This window comes from Oceanispirochaeta sp., from assembly GCF_027859075.1.
Lineage (GTDB): Bacteria > Spirochaetota > Spirochaetia > DSM-2461 > DSM-2461 > Oceanispirochaeta.
The window spans coordinates 1-18,927 of the sequence record NZ_JAQIBL010000024.1; the positions used below are offsets into that span (position 1 = coordinate 1).

At 46.4% G+C, this 18,927-nt stretch carries 18 protein-coding genes; 10 read left to right on the forward strand and 8 right to left on the reverse strand.

Annotated features, from left to right (window positions below):
- The 5 genes from PF479_RS01580 to PF479_RS01600 form a co-directional block, all read right to left on the reverse strand.
- The coding region (locus PF479_RS01580) for an arginase family protein (protein ID WP_298001553.1) at window positions 1-343 on the reverse strand (343 nt) is incomplete at its 3' end.
- On the reverse strand, window positions 343-1,500 hold the full coding sequence (gene nspC, locus PF479_RS01585; RefSeq protein ID WP_298001556.1) for a carboxynorspermidine decarboxylase: 1,158 nt from the start codon (window positions 1,498-1,500) through the stop codon (window positions 343-345). The genes nspC and PF479_RS01580, both read right to left, overlap by 1 nt.
- Window positions 1,479-2,663: a saccharopine dehydrogenase family protein gene (locus PF479_RS01590; protein WP_298001558.1), complete on the reverse strand. Its 1,185-nt coding sequence runs from the start codon at window positions 2,661-2,663 to the stop codon at window positions 1,479-1,481. The genes nspC and PF479_RS01590 overlap by 22 nt, the downstream gene beginning before the upstream one ends.
- A gap of 3 nt (window positions 2,664-2,666) precedes the next feature.
- Window positions 2,667-4,586, reverse strand: a complete 1,920-nt coding sequence (speA, locus tag PF479_RS01595) for a biosynthetic arginine decarboxylase (protein WP_298001560.1) — start codon at window positions 4,584-4,586, stop codon at window positions 2,667-2,669.
- A 259-nt stretch (window positions 4,587-4,845) separates the two neighbouring features.
- Window positions 4,846-5,403 (reverse strand): chalcone isomerase family protein, encoded by a 558-nt coding sequence (locus PF479_RS01600; RefSeq protein ID WP_298001562.1) that lies wholly within the window; start codon window positions 5,401-5,403, stop codon window positions 4,846-4,848.
- 264 nt (window positions 5,404-5,667) lie between these two features.
- On the opposite strand from PF479_RS01600, the gene PF479_RS01605 reads away from it, so the two are divergent.
- From PF479_RS01605 to PF479_RS01635, 8 genes are all read left to right on the forward strand, one after another.
- Window positions 5,668-7,167 (forward strand): DEAD/DEAH box helicase, encoded by a 1,500-nt coding sequence (locus PF479_RS01605; RefSeq protein ID WP_298001564.1) that lies wholly within the window; start codon window positions 5,668-5,670, stop codon window positions 7,165-7,167.
- Window positions 7,168-7,281: 114 nt separating this feature from the next.
- Window positions 7,282-7,548 carry a Mut7-C RNAse domain-containing protein gene (locus PF479_RS20700; RefSeq protein ID WP_367277193.1) on the forward strand — a complete coding sequence of 89 codons (267 nt, stop codon included), beginning with the start codon at window positions 7,282-7,284 and terminating at the stop codon, window positions 7,546-7,548.
- 43 nt (window positions 7,549-7,591) lie between these two features.
- Window positions 7,592-8,167, forward strand: a complete 576-nt coding sequence (locus PF479_RS01610; RefSeq protein ID WP_298001566.1) for a hypothetical protein — start codon at window positions 7,592-7,594, stop codon at window positions 8,165-8,167.
- 24 nt (window positions 8,168-8,191) lie between these two features.
- On the forward strand, window positions 8,192-8,698 hold the full coding sequence (locus tag PF479_RS01615; protein ID WP_298001567.1) for a hypothetical protein: 507 nt from the start codon (window positions 8,192-8,194) through the stop codon (window positions 8,696-8,698).
- 14 nt (window positions 8,699-8,712) lie between these two features.
- Window positions 8,713-9,690 (forward strand): hypothetical protein, encoded by a 978-nt coding sequence (locus tag PF479_RS01620; RefSeq protein ID WP_298001569.1) that lies wholly within the window; start codon window positions 8,713-8,715, stop codon window positions 9,688-9,690.
- A 120-nt stretch (window positions 9,691-9,810) separates the two neighbouring features.
- Window positions 9,811-10,017 (forward strand): hypothetical protein, encoded by a 207-nt coding sequence (locus PF479_RS01625; RefSeq protein ID WP_298001571.1) that lies wholly within the window; start codon window positions 9,811-9,813, stop codon window positions 10,015-10,017.
- A 114-nt stretch (window positions 10,018-10,131) separates the two neighbouring features.
- Entirely contained in the window at window positions 10,132-10,623 is a 492-nt protein-coding gene (locus PF479_RS01630; protein WP_298001574.1) for a YgjP-like metallopeptidase domain-containing protein, read from the forward strand.
- Window positions 10,624-10,704: 81 nt separating this feature from the next.
- Window positions 10,705-11,937 (forward strand): MFS transporter, encoded by a 1,233-nt coding sequence (locus PF479_RS01635; RefSeq protein ID WP_298001576.1) that lies wholly within the window; start codon window positions 10,705-10,707, stop codon window positions 11,935-11,937.
- A 42-nt stretch (window positions 11,938-11,979) separates the two neighbouring features.
- Here the strand turns inward: PF479_RS01635 and PF479_RS01640 are convergent, their stop codons facing one another.
- Window positions 11,980-15,129, reverse strand: coding sequence for an efflux RND transporter permease subunit (locus tag PF479_RS01640; RefSeq protein ID WP_298001578.1), 3,150 nt, complete (start codon window positions 15,127-15,129; stop codon window positions 11,980-11,982).
- Window positions 15,126-16,133, reverse strand: a complete 1,008-nt coding sequence (locus PF479_RS01645) for an efflux RND transporter periplasmic adaptor subunit (protein ID WP_298001580.1) — start codon at window positions 16,131-16,133, stop codon at window positions 15,126-15,128. Before PF479_RS01645 ends, PF479_RS01640 begins: the two co-directional genes overlap by 4 nt.
- 189 nt (window positions 16,134-16,322) lie before the next feature.
- On the opposite strand from PF479_RS01645, the gene PF479_RS01650 reads away from it, so the two are divergent.
- Window positions 16,323-17,477: an MFS transporter gene (locus tag PF479_RS01650; RefSeq protein WP_298001582.1), complete on the forward strand. Its 1,155-nt coding sequence runs from the start codon at window positions 16,323-16,325 to the stop codon at window positions 17,475-17,477.
- A gap of 51 nt (window positions 17,478-17,528) precedes the next feature.
- Window positions 17,529-18,380, forward strand: a complete 852-nt coding sequence (locus PF479_RS01655) for a hypothetical protein (RefSeq protein WP_298001584.1) — start codon at window positions 17,529-17,531, stop codon at window positions 18,378-18,380.
- A 64-nt stretch (window positions 18,381-18,444) separates the two neighbouring features.
- Here the strand turns inward: PF479_RS01655 and PF479_RS01660 are convergent.
- On the reverse strand, window positions 18,445-18,927 hold a 483-nt coding region (locus PF479_RS01660; RefSeq protein WP_298001586.1), incomplete at its 5' end, for a hypothetical protein.

The window sequence follows — 18,927 nt, forward strand, 5'->3', positions numbered from 1 at the left end:
CACCACCACTCAGGGTGTGTTCCCCCCCCAGAAGGACGGGGATTCCGCCCTGGATGAGGATTTTTTCTGTTGCCGCGGCGATTCGTTCCAGCACCTTTTTTATGGGTCCCCCGCATTGAACGGGAGGATGGGTCATCAAGCCATTGTCTCCGGGGCAGCTCCTGCCGTCAAAGACTTCCAGCTGTGCGCTTGCCCGGAGTATGGCCGAGGGGCCTTTACCGGTTCCTCCTCCATAGCTTACGGATCGTTCAAGGGGTACGGGAAGGATATGAAACAGAGCCGAATCATCACCATCGGGGTACTCGGAAACTAAAAAGGGCGGATACTTTTTATGGAAACCCATCAGCCTAACCGTCCTTTGAAATCTTCATAGCCGAACCGGCGGATGATCCTGTTTTTCCGTGTATCCGGATCAAACAGGGCAATAGACGGCAGGGGTACGCCGTTGAATGTGGTTGTCTTTACCATTGTGTAGTGGGACATATCATCAAATATCAGAGGGTCTCCCGGCTTGAGAGTTTTGTCGAAGGAGTAGACTCCTGCTGTGTCACCCGCCAGGCAGCTGCGTCCCCCCAGTGAGGCATCCCAACTCTTTTCGCCTGGGTTTCCGGCTCCCCAGACATCGGGACGGTAGGGCATTTCTATTACATCGGGCATATGGCAGGACAGCGAGGCATCCAGTATTACCGCGGGGTATTCATTTTCAACAACATCCAGGACTGTACTCACCAGAATCCCTGTGTGAATGGCTATGGCCTCTCCCGGTTCCAGTATGACTTCCACTCCATATTTTTTACGGAATTCCCGGATGAGCCTGATCAGTCCTTCCCTGTCGTAATCAGGTTTTGTGATATGATGGCCCCCGCCGAAATTCACCCAGTTCATCTTTTTAATCCAGGGACCGAACTGATTTTCGATGGCTTTGAGGGTCCGCTTCAGGGGTTCAAGGTCCTGTTCACAGAGGTTGTGAAAGTGAAATCCCGAGATTCCTTCCAGTTCTTCCGGTCTGAATTCATCCCTGATGATTCCCAGACGGCTGCCGGGAGAGGAGGGGTCGTACAGGGGGACATCGGCTTCACTCTGCCGGGGATTTAGCCTCAGGCCGAAGGAAATGCTGTCTTTTCTGGGCAGACAGAGATTCTTGAACCTGTTCCATTGATGAAAGGAGTTGAAGACCACATGATCCGACAGATCCAGAACTTCCAGAAGATCTTCTTCTGTAAAGCCTGGAGAATAAGTATGCACTTCTCCGCCGAACTCCTCCCGGCCCAGACGGGCTTCATTAGGACCGCTGGCACATATGCCGGGGAGGTACTCCCTTATGAGAGGAAAGAGTGGCCAGCAGGCAAAGGCTTTCAGAGCCAGGAGGATGGTGCACCCGGCTCTGTCCTGAACCTCTTTCAGCAGGCTGAGATTCCGCCGCAGAGCTCCTTCATCAATGACAAAGCAGGGAGTCGGGAGGTCTGCGGGGTCAAAGCCTATAAACTGATCTTGGTCCATGGGAGCCCGTACGCATTGAGATCCTCCATAAAGGGATCAGGATTCATCTGTTCTATGTTGAACACTCCCGGGCCTTTCCACTCACCGGTCATCATCATTTTAGCACCGATCATGGCAGGTACTCCTGTGGTGTAGCTGATGGCCTGGCTCTGTACTTCCCGGTAGCATTCCTGATGATCACAGATATTGTAAATATAGATCTTCTTTTCCTTCCCGTCACTGTTTCCCTTGATGATGTTACCAATACAGGTTTTACCCTTGGTCAGGGGACCAAGACTGGAAGGTTCCGGGAGGACCGCCTTGAGAAACTGGAGGGGAATAATCTCTACACCATTGTAAATGACCGGGTCAATTCCTGTCATACCCACATTCTGGAGTACTTTCAAGTGGTTCAGATAGTTTTCTGAAAAACTCATCCAGAACTGGGCCTTTTTCAGAGTCGGAAAGTTTTTTGTCAGTGACTCAAGTTCTTCATGATACATCCGGTAAATATTGTAGCTGCCTACTGCTTCAGGGCAGTCATAACTCCGGGATTCAGACAGGGGAGGAGTCTCTTTGAAGACTCCCTCTTCCCAGTGGCGGCAGGCTGCCGTCACTTCCCGGATATTGATCTCCGGATTAAAATTGGTGGCAAAAGGCTGGCCGTGGTCACCGCCGTTCACATCAATGATATCCAGCTCATGAATCGCATCAAATTCATGTTTGGCTGCGTAGGCTGTATACACATTCGTCACACCCGGATCAAAGCCGCTTCCCAGAAGAGCCATCAGACCTGCTTCTTTGAAACGGGAATCATAGTCCCACTGCCATTTGTATTCAAATTTCGCTGTATCCCGGGGTTCATAGTTTGCTGTATCCAGGTAATGAGTTCCTGTCGCCAGGCAGGCATCCATGATGGTCAGATCCTGGTAGGGCAGAGCAACATTGATAACCATATAAGGTTTTTCTTTTTCAAGAAAACGTGTCAGTTCCGGTACATTTTCGGCGTCCACCGAGGCTGTTTTCACTGGTCTGTCAATCTGAGAAGCAATGGCTTTGCACTTGGCTTCTGTCCGGCTTGCCAGAACAATTTCTTCAAAAACTTCGGAAACCTGAGCACACTTATGAGCGACAACGCCCCCCACACCTCCGGCTCCGATGATGACAACTTTACCTTTCCTCATTTTTTACCTCTCAAAATATGTATAACCTCTCAGACTCTCTTCATAGCTCTCGACAATTCTCCGGCGGTCCCTAGCTGTGATCCTTCCATTCCGGACGGCTTCCTCCGCCTTCTGACGGAACAGCTCCTGCAGCTGCCTTGGATTGTATTCCACATAGGAAAGAACATCCGCGATTGAATCTCCCTCCAGCTCCCGGACAATATCAAACTCATCCTCATCTTTGATGCGGATAGAGACCACATTGGTATCTCCCAGCAGATTATGAAGATCTCCCAGGGTCTCCTGATAAGCTCCCACAAGGAAGGCACCCATAAAATATTCTTCATCCTGGAGAAGTTCATGAACAGACAAAGTTTTCTTTTCATCATGAATGTCTGTAAACCGGTCAATTTTGCCGTCACAGTCACAGGTTATATCAGCCAGTATACACTCTCTGGAGGGTTTTTCTTTCAGACGGTGAATCGGCATGATGGGGAATATCTGATCGATAGCCCAGGCATCGGGAAGGGACTGAAAAACACTGAAATTCCCGTAATAAATGTCTGAGAGGGCTATGTCCAGTCCTTCCAGATCGGGGGGAATTCTCTTTACCTTTTTCATCAGGACAGAGACATCCCGGAGGATCTTTAAAAAGATTGTTTCAGCCATACTGAGATCTCTCAGGTTGATCTGTCCATGCCGGAAGAGCTGACGGACTTCGTCCCTGTAATAGACCGCATCGTTACAGCTTTCCTGGAGATTCCGGATCTTCAGGACATTCTTTACATCAAAAAGATTCTGGATCAGTTCATGAGTCTCCTCTGGAAGAGTTTCGGGCAGGGGATTGGTATCGTTGCGGGTTGTGTCCAGGATGTTAAAGAGTAGAATGGAGTAGTAGGCAACAACCGACCGGCCGGATTCAGTCGTCAGGGTAGGATGAGGAATATCCTGTTCATCCAGAGTGGCCATGACCACCTCTATGATATCTGCCGTATATTCATCCAGGGTATAATTCCGGCTGTGGACATAGTTCGTCTGAGAGCCGTCATAGTCAACAGCCAGACCTCCGCCGAGGTCAAGATGCGCCAGTGGAGCGCCTTCCTTGTAAATATCAGTATAATAGCGGCAGGCTTCGGTAATGGCTCTCCGGATATCACGGATATTGGGTATCTGGCTTCCCAGGTGATAATGAACCAGCTTCAAGCTGTCCAGCATATTCTGTTTCTTGAGTTCGTCGATGACATCTATAATCTGGGTCGTATTCAATCCGAATATACTTCTGTCTCCTCCGGATTCCGTCCAATGACCCCCTGCCTGACTGGACAGTTTCAATCGGACACCCAGGAGTGGTTTTACACCCAGTGCCTTTGATCGTTTTATAATAAGATCCAGTTCTCCCGGCATTTCAATGACAAAAAAGCACTGATAACCCATCTGTATGGCATTCAGCCCTAAATCAATAAACTCTTCATCCTTGTATCCGTTGCAGATTAAAAGGGTTTCGGTGTTTTTAATCATACCCAGGGCGGCAATCAGTTCGGCCTTGCTGCCGGCTTCCAGTCCGTGATTGTAGCGTTCTCCGAAGCGGGTTACCTCTTCAATGACCTGCTGCTGCTGGTTTACCTTGATGGGGAAAACCCCTTTATATTCACCTTGATATCCGAATTTTTTGATATTGCTTCTGAAGCTTTCATTCAAACGGGTAATCTGACTATCCAGGAGATTTTCTATCCGCAGAAGGACAGGCATTGTCATGCTCCGGTCTTCGATCCCTTTGATGATGTTCATGATGTTGACAGAAACCGTTTTTCCGTTGACCGGGGCTGTTATTTTCACATCTCCGGAATCAGATATATGAAAATAGCCGTTTCCCCAGTCCTTAATACCATAGAGCTCTGCACTCTTTTCAACGGACCAACGGTTAAGAATGTCTTCATTCTTCATTCCTTAAACACCCCTCAATGGAAAATACTCCATCCATGAAGTTTCAATAGAGGCCAAAGGACTTTTTGATGAAATATCCTTTGCCTTTATTGATCTTATGAATGTACTAAAATTGTTCCTGTTATATACACGTTTTCAGGATAATCTGAAAGTCTCTTAAGTTCATATTTCAGTTTTTTTAAAAACTTCGCAGTTCACTTCTGATCCGAATGTATCTCGCCTGAATATTGAACCTCTTTAGATCAATACCCTGCCATGCCTATTGATTCAGCATACCCTTTTTTAGATTGGCATCGGCCGGGTCATCACCCAGCCAGATTGTGAATAAAACTTTCCGGAAGCGGTCATCCTTGATGGTGATGAGCTCTTTTTTCCCCTTATAGGCGACGACTCCCATCCCTGGCAGACTGATAAAGGTAAACTGATCTCCCTTGACAATCTCGTCCTTGAATACAGCCTGGAAATCGTTGATTTTCCCCTGGAGGGATGAAGTATCTCCACCCATGGCCTTTGCAAAGCCCTCTTCAATCGTTTCTGCCATAAGCTCACTGGTTATAAGTTTGGAAATAATGTCCAGCTGAATGACCGAAGCGACAGATCCGCTCAAAACCTCAGATTCACTGGAAATGGCTTTCTCCGTATACAAAGAACCGACGTACAGCTTTAAGAAAAGTTTTTTACGTATACCAGCTCCGCTGAGTTCATAATTTTTTCCATTGTAGGAGACTTGATCCATCAGTTTGACTCCTGAAAGAACGGGAGCACTGAAAACCGGGAGAGTCAAAGAGAAGAGCAGTAAAGTTATTATTTTTTTCATATTCACCTCATTAAGGATGATTATACGCTTGAACTCTTTCGGCGGTCAAATATAGTGCCGGGAAGAGAGGATTCTCATCTTTTTAAGGTTTATCAGGTTTATCCCGGAATCGAGAGGGACCTAACTGTACATTTCCTTCTTCAAATGATAGTTTCTGTTCACTTACAATATTATCCGGCTTAGATCAAGGTTTTCGATAAAATCAATCTATATATAAAAATGACTGGAATAGTGCCGTGTAATAGTACCGGCATGGAGAAACAAATGAAATTTGAAAAATTAGGATTAAATCCCGAGCTCCTCAAAGGAATCGTAGCGAAGGGATATACACAAACAACGGCCATTCAGGCTCAGGCCATACCGTCCATTCTGGCCGGCAGGGATTTAATGGGAGGAGCCCAGACAGGAACGGGGAAAACAGCCGCCTTTGCACTGCCGACCCTGCATCGTTTAACCCTGACCACTGCTCCCGAATCGGGAGCTCCCAGAGCTCTTATTCTGGCTCCCACAAGAGAACTGGCTGATCAGGTGGGGGAAAGCTTTATCAGTTACGGTCAGTTTCTGGATATGAGAGTAACCAAACTCTATGGGGGAGTCAAAATGAACCCTCAGCTTACCAACCTGAAAAAAGGTACGGATATTGTCATTGCCACTCCCGGACGACTCATGGACCATCTGGAACAAAAAAATATTGACCTTTCAAAAATCGAAATCCTTGTTCTTGATGAAGCCGACCGAATGCTTGATATGGGTTTTATCAATGATATCAAATCGGTCATCGGGTTCATACCTAAAAAGAGTCAGAATCTTCTGTTTTCAGCCACCTATGGAAACGATATAGAAAGCCTGGCTAAAGTTCTTCTTAAAAACCCTGTTGCCGTCGAGGTCAGTAAGAGGAATACGGCGGCCGTTGAGGTCAAACAGATCCTTCACTTTGTGGATAAGAAAGACCGGTTTGATCTTCTGGCCCATCTGATCAACGAAGGTCAGTGGTACCAGGTCCTTGTTTTTGTGAAGACAAAACACAGCGCCGATCGTGTCTCTTCTCAATTGACCAAAGCAGGTATACCCGCTGAAGCGATTCATGGAGATAAAAGACAGGCTTCCCGGACCAGAGCCCTGAACAATTTTATATCGGGTAAGCTTCAGGCATTAGTGGCTACAGATGTTGCTGCCAGAGGCATCGACCTGAAAGATCTGAGCCATGTGGTTAACTTTGAACTACCCCAGATCCCGGAGGATTATATCCACCGCATCGGTCGGACAGGACGGGCAGGTAAGTCGGGTGTTGCCATTTCACTGGTTTCTTTTTCCGAGAAAGCTCAGCTCCTGAAAATAGAAAAAATTCTGAAGGCGCCTATTCCCAAGGTTATCGTTGAGGGGTTTGAACCCAAACATGACATCAATAAGGTTTTAAAGAAGAATCAGGATACGATTCGTCCGGTCCGTAAGGACAAGGACTCCAGTGAAAGACGGTTTAAAAAATCTAACAAAGAAAAACCTGCCTCCCGCTCGGCTAAGCCCGGTGATTCAAGATCCACCGGTTCCCGTTCGGCCAAACCCGGAGATACAAGATCTACTGGTTCACGCTCAGCCAAACCCGGAGATACAAGATCTACCGGTTCCCGCTCGGCCAAACCCGGAGATAAACGAGGCTCCTCGGGCAGATCAGAAAAATCAGGATTCAGTAAGTCTCCCGCAAAATCCAGTCAGGGTGGAATGAAGAGGAAATCCTCAACCCGGACTAAACGTACCAGGCAGTAATCCTGCTTCATTGACTCTTTCTTTCTCCCCATCCTGTCCGCAATTCTGTAGTTTTTATGTTTCTGAATAAAACTCTGGCAGACAGGAATCTCTTCTACTAATTTTAAGTATGTAATGAATGAGAAGAACACTATCACCATACGGTTTTATGAAGAGCTGAATGATTTTCTAAAGAAATTTCCTTTGAAAGAGGATATCCAATTCAGTTATCATGGCAACAGATCCGTTAAGGATCTTATAGAACAATTGAAAATTCAAATTCCGCCGGGAGTCAAAGAATGGTGTCATGAATACAGTTTTAGTTCAGAATGCCGGAGAGTATACTGGAAGGGCAGCCATTGTAACATCCTTGTTCAACAGATCGGGCAAAAAATTAATTAGGTTTTCGGTTTATATTTCAACTTTAGGGTGATATATTCAGAGGATGAGTAATAAAGTTTTTTCTGATTCAAAAGCATTCAGAGCAACCCTCCTGATTCTAGGATTATTTGCTTTCCTGAATGTTTGCCTTTCTGCCCAGACGTCGGGGATTGTCCCTTTTTCTGAGGATCTGATGTTTCTGAATGATCACCAATTTTCGTCTCCTGAGTCTCAAATTATACTCTTAGGTACCGGGAAAAACCGGGTCAGAGATGATCTGGAAATGAATGCAAGGCTGAGTACCATGCATAACATTGCCGGTTATACGACAGTGGCTCTTGGAATTCTGGCCGGGGTATTCAACCCTGAGGTTGTGAGTAAAGAGTTCCATAGTGCTTTGGGAATCGGTGCTGCCGGAATGAGTGCTGTAACCCTCGGTCTGGGATACGCCGCCCATCACAATGAAATGAGTCTTGAATCCGGTTTAAATCCAAAACTGATCCATGCTGCTTTAGGGGTCGCCGGGGGTGTCATGATGATGATAACTCCCATTGTAGCTCCTAGTGGTGCTCATCAGACTCTTGGAATAGCTGGAACCGCATTGATGGGAATTTCAATCGGTACCGCCATCCTTTACTAATTGTTTAAATAATACGGATTTAATGTGAAAAAAATAGTAGTTTTATTGATCTTCTGCAGCATGGTTTCTCTGTTTGGAGATTCTTCCAGTTCCAGGGTCGCTATCGTCTATAATGGCGTCAGCGCCACGAATAAGGAAGCTCTTCATTTTCTGCGTAATGAGGCCGCCAGGGCGGACAGTCAATATACCTTTGATACCATCAATGCAAAAAATGGTCTTAACAGAGGCGACTATAAAGCCCTGATCGTTATGAATACCGGGTTTGAAACAGGTGTTGATCCTGTACTCTCCGGTTTTATACAAAGCCTGGATGATAAATCAGGTGTTATTCTACTGACTTTCATTAAAGGAAGTTCTGAAATAGAAGTGAACAGTTATCCCGCCTCCCCGAGTACAGAAGGAGTCGATGCTGTCAGTGCTTCATCCCTGTGGAAACACAAAGGCTCCCCCTTCAAAAGTAACAAAGATATCAAGGCAATGCATGGAGAATGGCTTGATCTTGTCCTTCAGTACATTGATAAACAAAGTTAAATAAAGGTTAGATTATGATTTTATCAGGTGTACTGTATTTCCTGCTTCCGGCAATACAGATCGTCTTTTATTTTACGGGACAAGCTGCTCTTGAAGTCATTGATGCTGTTAATTTTATCTGTTCAATAGCGGCATTGCACTGGATCTTGGCGAATGTGCTCATATCAGCAAAAGTGCCCTGGATGCAGAAACATATCCCCTATGATAAGAGGGTCAGGGTGCATATGATTTTTTCAATTGGCATCATCTTTTTTGTACTTTTTCACAGTACATATAAATTGATCCTTGGCTATGAAATTGATCTTGTCACAATTCTTCTTTCCCTCACTCTGATTTCTCTCTATCTGATAGCGATCATGTGGGTGCCCATTCCCGGTTTTTCCTCATTCAGGGCCGCTATCACGAAGAAAATTGGATTGAGAAAAGTGTCGGATTATGAATCCTATAAGCTTTCACACCGTATATTACTCTCTGTATTAGGCTTCCTTGTCATCCTTCATGTCATGTTGGCCGGCCTTTTTTATGATTTGAACCCTATATCTCTTACTTTATACATATTTTTCTTTATTCTCAGTTACGGGCTTTTCTTTTTGTCTATGACCGGATTCACTAATAAAAAAGCGAAAGTCTTAAAAATCATCAAAACTGAGGGCATTCTGAGCCTATACCTTAAAACAGAAAAGAAACTTCCATACAGAAGTGGACAATTTACCTTTTTGGGATTCAAAACCAGTCAGGGGCGCATCGAAGAGCATCCTTTTTCGTTTCTTTCATTTGATGAGTCCGGAACCGGACACCCCCCTGGAGGGACTGAAGAATTCCCCTCGGATGCGGTGAGCTTCGGTATTCGTATCGTGGGTGATTTCACAGAAGAATTGTCCCTCCTCAAGGAGGGCGACAAGGTCTGGTTAAAAGGAGCCTTTGGTAACTTTCATCCCCAGGGAGATTCTCCGGTCTGTCTGATCGGTTCTGGAATAGGTCTTGTCCCCTAGTTCAGTATTGTTAAGGATCTGCATCAGAAGCGTGATATCAGACCGATCCATTTTTTTATGGCAGTGAACAAAAGACAGGAAATACCTGAATTAAACACTCTGCTCAAAATTGATTCAGAAATGGAAAATTTGATCCTTCATTTTCTTGTTTATGAGGAAGATCAGGCTCTCTTTTCCGGGGTTTATTTTAAGAGCAACCTTCCGAACCCCCAGGAGTACCGTTATCATATTTGCTCTTCACCAGCTGTCAGAAAGGTCGTCGTCAAGGCAATCGGATCTCTTGGTGTTAAGAAGTCGGTCATCCACTATGAGGCTTTTACATTTTAAAACTATGTCTGATGCAAATGGATAAACCTGCTATTTTTATCAACATTACCATCATCCGGGACCCTGTGCTGCTTGGCTGGGTGATGTAAAATCTAGTCGTTTCAGTGAGGAACAATGTCCAGGGATCTCTCCGTTTTATCAGGTTATCCGCAGAATCTTATCTCTCAGGTCGAAACTCTTATTGAACAGAATAAACTCGAGTTCTATTTGAAAGAAGGCTATCCTGAAAGACACAATGTCAGAACTGACAAAGCTCTTTTTTCCTATGTTCAGGAGATACAAAAGACATATCTTAAAAAAGCTGGTCCCATTCATAAAGTCCTTTACGACGATAGGATTGAATCTGTCCATTCAGCCCTGGGCCTGCACTCCTTTGTCTCCCGTCAACAAGGCAATAAACTCAAATCGAAGAACGAAATCCGCATCTCATCCCTCTTTAAAAATGCTCCGGCCCCATTCCTTCATATGATCGTTGTTCACGAACTGGCACATTTAAAAGAGAAAGACCACAATAAAGATTTTTACAGACTCTGTCATCACATGGAGCCTGATTACAGCCAGCTTGAATTCGACTTGAGGCTGTATATGATCAATGCGGGGATTTAATAAAACATTCCTGTTCATTTGACAAGATGACATACTGTGATAACATGGCTGATCGCCTCAAACGCAGCTTTTAGGATGGTCATGAAAGTCAGCTCTCATATCCTGAATCCCTATAAGGGGTTAAAACGGGAAGTCTACTTAATTTTTATCTCAAAAACAATCAATGCCATGGGGTTCCTGATCATCCCCTTTATGGCCCTGTTATTGAGTACCAAAGTCGGTCTTTCCAATGCTGATACGGGATTTTATGTGGCTGTGTCCGGATTGATGTGGGCTCCGGCTGCTTTGATCGGTGGGAGGCTCAGTGACAGCATCGGCCGAAAAAAGGTTCTCATCACCGGGGAGCTTCTGGCAACCGCTGCTTATCTGGTTTGTTTCTTCCTGGAGCCCGGGATGTCGATGGTGTATATGCTGATGGCGGCCTCCTTCTTTTTCGGTGTTGCCGGTCCCTCTCATGATGCCCTGACGGCCGACCTGACAAGCCCTGAACAGAGAGAGGGAGCCTATTCTCTGAATTATCTGGGCTTTAATCTGGGTTTTGCCTTTGCTCAGATCCTGGCAGGATTTCTTTTTCAAAACCATCTGAAAATCATGTTTCTTATTGATGCTCTGACGGCGCTGTCAGGATTGATGCTGATTGCTTTTCTGGTGAAAGAACCCGAAAGAGGCAATCTTTCACAGGAGAGAGGTGGAAAAAATTCTGATTCTGAATCAGGTTCAAATAGGACTGTCCTGGCCATTTTATGGGCAAAACCGATTCTCCTGGTCTTCGCATTGACGATCTGCGGGTACAGATTCCTCTATTCCCAATGGCCTTTCCTCATTCCCCTGCATCTGGAGCACAACTTCCCGAAGGAAGGGGCCAGGATTTTCGGCTTCCTGGGGAGCTTCAATGCCCTCATTGTGGTTGTTCTGATACCCGTTCTGACGGCTCTTTTACATCATAAGAGTCATGTCAGAAAGGTATTTTATGCGGGACTCCTCTTTACATTCGGTTTTGGAATGTTGGGATTTGTCTCGATGAAGGCTGCGTTTTTTGTTTCTGTTCTGGTCATCACACTGGGGGAGGTTCTGGATGCCATCTCTGTGATGCCTTTTATCATGAATCATTCCCCCAGTACCCACAGGGGCCGGATGAGTGCGATTCTTCCTATCATCATGGGAACTGGATTTTATCTGGGACCTGTCATCATGGGGTCGGTTCTGGATCACTCAGGATTTAGATTCACATGGTTCCTGACAGCTGTAGTCGGTGTCGTTATGACTTTGATAATGAAAGGGATTGATGTGGCGGATGGGGCAGGGAATGGGTGATTCCCCCGGGACCCTTAACAGAGGCCCGAGGAGTTTTAAATCCTATTCGACAAGCAATTTTTTCTTCATTCTCATAAGCATTTTTACTTTCCGTCGGCTGTTGAGAAGGCTGTACATTACAGGGGTGACAAAAAGAGTAATCAATGTACTGACCGCCAGGCCTCCCACAATGGTCTGTCCGATAGGCCGGATAAACTCGGTCCCTTCCCCCGGGAAGAAAGCCATGGGAACCATGCCCAGGATCGTGGTAAGACTTGTCATCAGGATCGGTCTGAGGCGGCTCTGACCTGCGTTTAATACGGCTTCGGTCAAGGCTTCCCCCCGATGACGGAGAAGGTTGGTGTAATCCACCATGACGATCCCGTTATTGACGACGATGCCGGCCAGAACCACTATCCCCACGGCTGAGATGATGCTGAAGGCTTCACCGGTGATCTTATAGACCATGACAACGCCAATGATCAGCAGGGGGATCGAGAAAAAGATGATGAGGGGATCAACCAGGGATTCAAAGAGGCTGGCCATGACGGCGAAAACCATGATGACTGCCACAATGATGATGATCATCAGGGGGGAGCTGAACCTCTCAATTTCTCTGGCTTCACCTCCATAGGAAATACTGACTCCCTCGGGGACGACGTATCCGGTTTCCAGAAGGTTCTCAATCAGGGGCTGAATGTCCGTTACGGCCACACCGTCGGTCAGTCCGGCAGACACATGGAGAACCCTTGTTTCGTTTTCACGGCTGATGCTCTTCGGGCCGACAGTCTCAACCATACGGGCTACATTGGCCAGCGATATTTTCTGACCGGAAGCTCCTCGGATATACTGGGACTCCAGGTCGCCCAGGGAGCTTCGATTTGCAGGGTTCAGCTGAACAAGAACATCCAATTCGTTTCCGTCTTTCCAATAAGTGGTGGCTGTTTGACCATCTACCAGGGTTTTAATGGTAGAGGCTACTGTGCTGCTGTTCAGACCCAGGGCGGAAGCCCTGTCTGTATCGATAAGAATTCTGAATTCGGGACCCCCGTCTTCCATGGAAGAAACGGGGTCTTCCACCTGGGGTAAATTTTCTTTTAAGAGGTCTCTGATTTCCAGAGCCGTCCGGCTGGCCAGGTCCAGGTCGTTGGAAAATATTTCAATATCAACGGCTGAACTGGTTCTCATCCAGCGGCCTGCGGAGAAGGCGAAGGTTGCTTCGGGATACTGATTCAGGAAAGGCCTGATCTTTCTCTGAATGTCCGTGGGTGTGTCGATCTGTTTGCCCACGGGAGGCAGGGTGATTTCAATGGAACCCGTATAGGTATTACCTCCTCCGCCTCCGGATGAACCGATGTTGAGGATCAGGTTCTCATAACCCTTTACCTCGTTTTCCACGATCTGCCTCATTTCCTGAATAAACAATTCAGTTCGTTCCAAAGATGTACCCACCGGCATGGTCAGGCTTATTCTGACACTGTCATCCGCTCGGGGACGGGGCTGCAGGTTCATTCCCAGGGTTCCGAAGAGCTCAATGGAAATGGTGAGGAGAAGAACGACCAGTGTCAGAATAAGAGCTTTGTTTTTCAGGGCGAATACCAGAGCCCGGCGATAGCCTTTTTCCATTCCCACAAGAAAGCCTTCCAGTTTGTTGTCCAGTAAAATGAGAAATCTGTTCTTAAGCGGCTTCTGTACTCTGGAATCGAGTTTGAGGTAATGGCTGCTCAAGGCCGGAACAAGTGTTACTGCTGTAATTAGAGAGATTATCAGGGAGAGGACAACCGTAAAGATCAGGTCTTCAAACATCTGCCCCATCATCTCCAGATTGTCCTTCCAGATGATCAGGGGTATAAACACGCAGAGGGTGGTCATGGTGGAGGCCATGATGGCGGTGACCATTTCCCGGGAGCCCAGTATGGCAGCGGGTACCAGTTTGGCTCCCCGTTCTCTGTAGCGGTAGATATTTTCCAGTATGACAATGGAGTTATCTACGATCATTCCCAATCCCAGTATGAGGCCGGTCAGGCTGATCAAATTGAGGGTCAGATTAAAAAAGAACATACCCATCATGGTGATCAGTAGGGCGATGGGGATGGACAAGCCGATGATCAGGGTGCTCTTAATATTCCGGAGGAAGAAAAAGAGAACCAGCATGGCTAGAACCGCCCCCTGTAAGGCCGCCTTGTACACCTGTCCCAGAGTGTTGCGGATCATGGTTGTATTATCATAGAGGATGGAAAGGGTAATCCCGGCCGGGAGTTCTTTGTTGATCTCCGGAAGAGCTTCCAGGATGTTATCTGCCACCTGGACAATGTTGCTGCCCGATTCATTTTGAATAGACAGTGAAATAGAGGGACTGCCGTTTACATAGACGATGGAATTCACATCCCGGTTCGCTTCAGATACATTAGCAATGTCTTCCAGACGGACGACCCGGGACCGGTTGATAGACCCTGACGTCTCGGTTGAATTCATGGTGGTAATGACGGTTCGTCTGATATCTTCCAGAGACTTGAACTTTTCATCCACCCTGAGGGTGTATTCGAGACCGTCTTTGCTGACAGATCCGGCACCGGACTGAATATTCCGGGCCGAGAGGGCAGAAGAAACCTGAGACAGGGACAGATTGTAGGCTTCCAGGCGGCTTTGGGCCACTTCCACCTTGATGATTTTTGAATGTCCACCCCTCACTTCCGCCGACGAGACACCCTCCAGTCGTTCCAGGAGGGGTTGAACAGTGTCTTCCGCCACCGTCTTCAGTCTGTCCGCCGGCTCGTTACCCTGAACAATCAGAGTCATGATGGCTCTGTTGGCTAAGTTAAACTTAAATATAGCCGGAGAATCAGCCCCATCGGGCAGGGCTCTTGTCACTCGTTCCAGAGAGTCTCTGACATCGCTTGTCGCTTCATCCAGGTCTGTGCTGTAATCAAACTCCATGGAGATCCGGCTGTTCCCTTCTCTGGAGGTGGATCTCAGGTTCTTAAGACCGGTGACATTGGAGAGTTGCTTTTCCAGGAGACGGGTTACACTTTCTTCTACTTCCAGGGGGCTGGCGCCGTTGTATCTTGTGCTCACAGAGATGTAGGGCGGACTCACAGAGGGATAGAGTTCTACCGTCAGGTCGGGCACCATAAAGGCCGCCAGGCCGGTCAAAAGGGCTGTGAGGATGAGGATTGTCACAGGCCGTTTAACCGAGAGTTCTGTTATATTCATAGATTGACCTCAACAGGTCTGACGGCGGTTCCTTCGGTCAGCTTGCTCTGACCCTGGGTGATGACCCTGTCTCCCTCTTTTAATCCTCCGATAATTTCTATCTGATCATCCGAGGACAGCCCTGTTTTTATAATCCGGCGCTGAGCCAGTTCATTTTCATCAATGATATAAACCACTGACTCTCCATAGTAGGTGAGAACGGCCCGGGAGGGGATGGCAAGGGTGTCTTTACTCTCCCGGGTGATGAGTTTCATGGTGGCAAACATTCCCGGACGGATTCGTCTGTCTCTTCTGGTCAATTTCAGTTTGACCGACAGGGTTCTTGTATTCACATCCATGATAGGATTTATTTCATTGATATTGGCCAGGAATATTTCCCCGGGAAAGGCATCGAAGCTGATTTCAGCAGAGAGACCCTTTTTTAAATTGGAGACAAATCGTTCCGGAATATAGGTCAGGATCATCAGGTCATCCAGGTCTCCAATGGTGGCAATGGGTGTAGACGTGGTCACTTTATCTCCAACTTGCAGGGGGAGGCTGATGACGGTTCCCGAGATCGTGGATCTGACAGAACTGATGCTGTAGTTCTGTCCCGGAAGGGACGGGTCAACCGTGGCTATAAGATCGTTTTTTCGAATGCTGTCACCCAGGCTTATCGTGGAGGAGATCAGTTTTCCATTGGTATCGGAATAGATTTCAATCGTGGTTTCAACAGTAACATCTCCGTTGACCTTGATATACTGATTCACATCTGTTCTTTGGACAGTGAAGACTTCGACAGCGACGGCACTGCTGCCGGGATTTCCCATGGGTTTGCCGCCTTCGGGGCGTTTTGCCTGTCCTTCTGCACCGGATGAAGAAGGACGGCTGGATGAGGATGCTCCTCTACGGGTTTCGGTGCTGCCTCCCGGAAGGTTCAGTACTATCATGGCTGCGATTCCGCCAGCAATCAGAAGTAGAAGTATGATTTGAATTATCCTGTCTGTAATATTTCTTTCAGCCATTTTTTAATCCTCAATGATGACATGTAAACTCTATGTTTTTATTGATTATAGTCTGATTTTAAATTTTCGATAGTCTTGAGGCATAAAACTTCAATTGTTTTTTTAACTCCCTGAATATCACGAGTTTTCAGCCCCGGGAATGTCTGTTTTTGTTTTGACAATTTCACAGGATTGGGATACACCGTAATCATGAAATCTAAACTTCTGGGCCACAGTGCCAACGATCTATTCTGGTTTATCATTCCTCTGATTCTGCCGACTCTCCTTATCAGATATGATTTAAACTTTACCCAGGCGGGAGGCATCCTCACCACCTATCTTGTCGTTCTGGCTATTTGCTCCTTTGCTATCGGCAAGCTTTCCGATTTATTTTCCCGACGGACAATTCTCAGTTATGGCTTTTTTCTGGCCTCACTCGGACTCTCTGCGTCAGCATTTGCTCCCTCGCTGTCAGTCTTTCTTATCCTGATTTCGATAACAGCCGTTGGTGTCAGCACCTTTCATCCCGTCATGTATGCCGTCATTGATGATCATTCTACCAAAAATAAGGGGCAGCAGATGGGCCTGTATGAAGGGTTCGGTACGGGAGCCATCCTGCTGATGTTCCTGATCAACGGATTTTTGCTGAACTGGATCGGTGTCCGGGGCATCCTCATCCTGACAGCCCTGCCGGCCCTGGCCATGGGCCTGGTCTATCAGTTTGGTTCCTCCATACCGGAACATAAGCATAATCCTCAGGATGAGAGTGAAAAAAAATCTGCCGACAAGGGGAGTGTCTTCCGTTTCAGTATCCTCCTGCTCAGTGTTATATTCCGGGTTTTCAGTGTCACTGGTGTCCTTAATTTTCTGCCGACCATATTTGTCAGCTTTCTGGGATACGAAAGATCAACGGCATCCTATGCGACTGCCTTCTTTTTTGCCGGAGGTCTGGTGGGATCATTGACTGCCGGGAAGCTTGCCGACAGGTTCAATTCCTTCATGATTCTTATTGTGGGAACTCTCTTCATCATTCCCTCTCTCATGTTCTTTTCAATAGATCTGCCTGGATGGGTCTATCTTGTTGCAGTCAGCTTCTTTGGTTTTTTCGGGTCGGCCTGTATTATCAATCAAAATCTGCTTATCGGAAGTATGGGCAGTCATCTGGGCAAAGGAGAAGTCTTTGGAATTATGATGGGAGTCATGACAATCACAGCGTCATTGAGTCCGGCTCTTTTCGGACTGTTGATTGATACGGCAGGATTTCGCCCGGCTCTGGCTATTTTTCTAATTCCCCTGGTTCTGAGTGTTTTTCTGCTTTTTCTATTGAATTCTCAAGAGAGGACTAAGAAAGAATTGCCTGTATGAATTATAATTTAGACTAGTTTTTCTATATGATTTGTTTCAAGGAGTTCACAAATGAAAAAGTTTTTTTTACCTTTCCTGCTGATACTACTGCTGTTCAGCGCCTGTTCCTCTCTTCCCGATGTGGGTGATTTTTCCCTGAGTGAAAAAATCGGCGAGTCTGTCGCCTCTTCCATGGGCCTGGATGATCTGGCTATTGAAATGCAGGCTTTACAGTTTTATGGCTTGTATTTGTCTTATGCTTTTTACGGAGGTTATAGTTATGAAACTGGATTTTCCGAGGGGCAGGGTCTGCGCTGGGCTTATACAAGTGAACCTGCAGACGGGGAGATGAGTCAATCAGAATATGAAAGAGTCTTTTTGAAAGATATGGGGGATGGCACTACCTGGTGGCGTCTGGCTGTTGAGAGCGATGATGAATCACAGGAATATGAGTACCTGATGAACGAAGAATCAGATTTTCTGGTGATTCGCTTCAAAGACTCTGAGACTGGAGAAATTGTGGAGTATATTCCTCCTGAGCCGGATAGCCAAACATCCGAGGCTGAGGATGTTCCGGAAGATACAGAGTATGAAGATACAGAGTATACAGAAGAAATTGAGGGTGAAGTCAGCGCCGAAGAATCTGAGAACTACAATAGTTACGAGTATAATCAGTACAGCATGGGAGAAGAAAAAATTACCGTAGGAGCAGGAACTTACCGAGCCGAGCATATGGTCTCGGAGGTGAAGGATGATTCAGATCCTGACAATCCGGTAGATCTTCGATCGGATTGGTGGATTACAGAATCCGTTCCCGGCGGTGTTGTGAAGTATATCTGGTTGAAAAACACTGATGGATCTAAGATGAACAGCGAGCTTATGGCCGTTCTGGAAAATCAGAAAACAAGAATGGACTCTTATTGATTCATTTGTAATGGAATATGCCCTGCCGGGAGGCAGGGCATATTCTTTTTTTTATTTAGGAGATTCAGTCTTCATCTTCATCAGATTCTAAAACGCCGTCGTCATCCTCATCTTCTCCGTAATCTGCTGATTCTTTGATGTTGTCTTTGATGATCTCTCGGATTGTCACGTTGTCTCCATTCTGCGTGTCATTCAGAATAATCTCAGATCCTGTCGGGACGATATCCGTAAAATCAATAAGTTGATCACTGTTTGTTTCGCTGTTATTGAAAGCAAACCACTGATCGAAACGGAAGGCGACAATAATGGAATTGATAACACCTTCATCGATGATAAATCCTGAATAATCGCTTGCTGAGGACATCAGTTCGAATTCTTCATCCAGGGCAAAGGTAAAGCTGAAAGGCATATCGATTACGTCAACAGTAGAAGTGCTTCCTGTATAGGTTCCAGTCATATAGATGCTGTTTCCAATGAGAGGATCTCCTGCATCCAGCAAAGCCAATTCATCTTCTTGCTCAATCTTCTCCAATTTTAATTTGAGTGA

Coding starts and splice junctions, on each gene's coding strand:
- PF479_RS01635 (WP_298001576.1), top strand. CDS start 10,705: ATGAAAGTCAGCTCTCATATCCTGAATCCCTATAAGGGGTTAAAACGG.
- PF479_RS20700 (WP_367277193.1), top strand. CDS start 7,282: ATGAATGAGAAGAACACTATCACCATACGGTTTTATGAAGAGCTGAAT.
- nspC (WP_298001556.1), bottom strand. CDS start 1,500: ATGGACCAAGATCAGTTTATAGGCTTTGACCCCGCAGACCTCCCGACT.
- PF479_RS01605 (WP_298001564.1), top strand. CDS start 5,668: ATGAAATTTGAAAAATTAGGATTAAATCCCGAGCTCCTCAAAGGAATC.
- PF479_RS01640 (WP_298001578.1), bottom strand. CDS start 15,129: ATGAATATAACAGAACTCTCGGTTAAACGGCCTGTGACAATCCTCATC.
- PF479_RS01590 (WP_298001558.1), bottom strand. CDS start 2,663: ATGAGGAAAGGTAAAGTTGTCATCATCGGAGCCGGAGGTGTGGGGGGC.
- PF479_RS01625 (WP_298001571.1), top strand. CDS start 9,811: ATGGAAAATTTGATCCTTCATTTTCTTGTTTATGAGGAAGATCAGGCT.
- PF479_RS01610 (WP_298001566.1), top strand. CDS start 7,592: ATGAGTAATAAAGTTTTTTCTGATTCAAAAGCATTCAGAGCAACCCTC.
- PF479_RS01630 (WP_298001574.1), top strand. CDS start 10,132: ATGTCCAGGGATCTCTCCGTTTTATCAGGTTATCCGCAGAATCTTATC.
- PF479_RS01620 (WP_298001569.1), top strand. CDS start 8,713: ATGATTTTATCAGGTGTACTGTATTTCCTGCTTCCGGCAATACAGATC.
- PF479_RS01650 (WP_298001582.1), top strand. CDS start 16,323: ATGAAATCTAAACTTCTGGGCCACAGTGCCAACGATCTATTCTGGTTT.
- PF479_RS01645 (WP_298001580.1), bottom strand. CDS start 16,133: ATGGCTGAAAGAAATATTACAGACAGGATAATTCAAATCATACTTCTA.
- speA (WP_298001560.1), bottom strand. CDS start 4,586: ATGAAGAATGAAGACATTCTTAACCGTTGGTCCGTTGAAAAGAGTGCA.
- PF479_RS01600 (WP_298001562.1), bottom strand. CDS start 5,403: ATGAAAAAAATAATAACTTTACTGCTCTTCTCTTTGACTCTCCCGGTT.
- PF479_RS01655 (WP_298001584.1), top strand. CDS start 17,529: ATGAAAAAGTTTTTTTTACCTTTCCTGCTGATACTACTGCTGTTCAGC.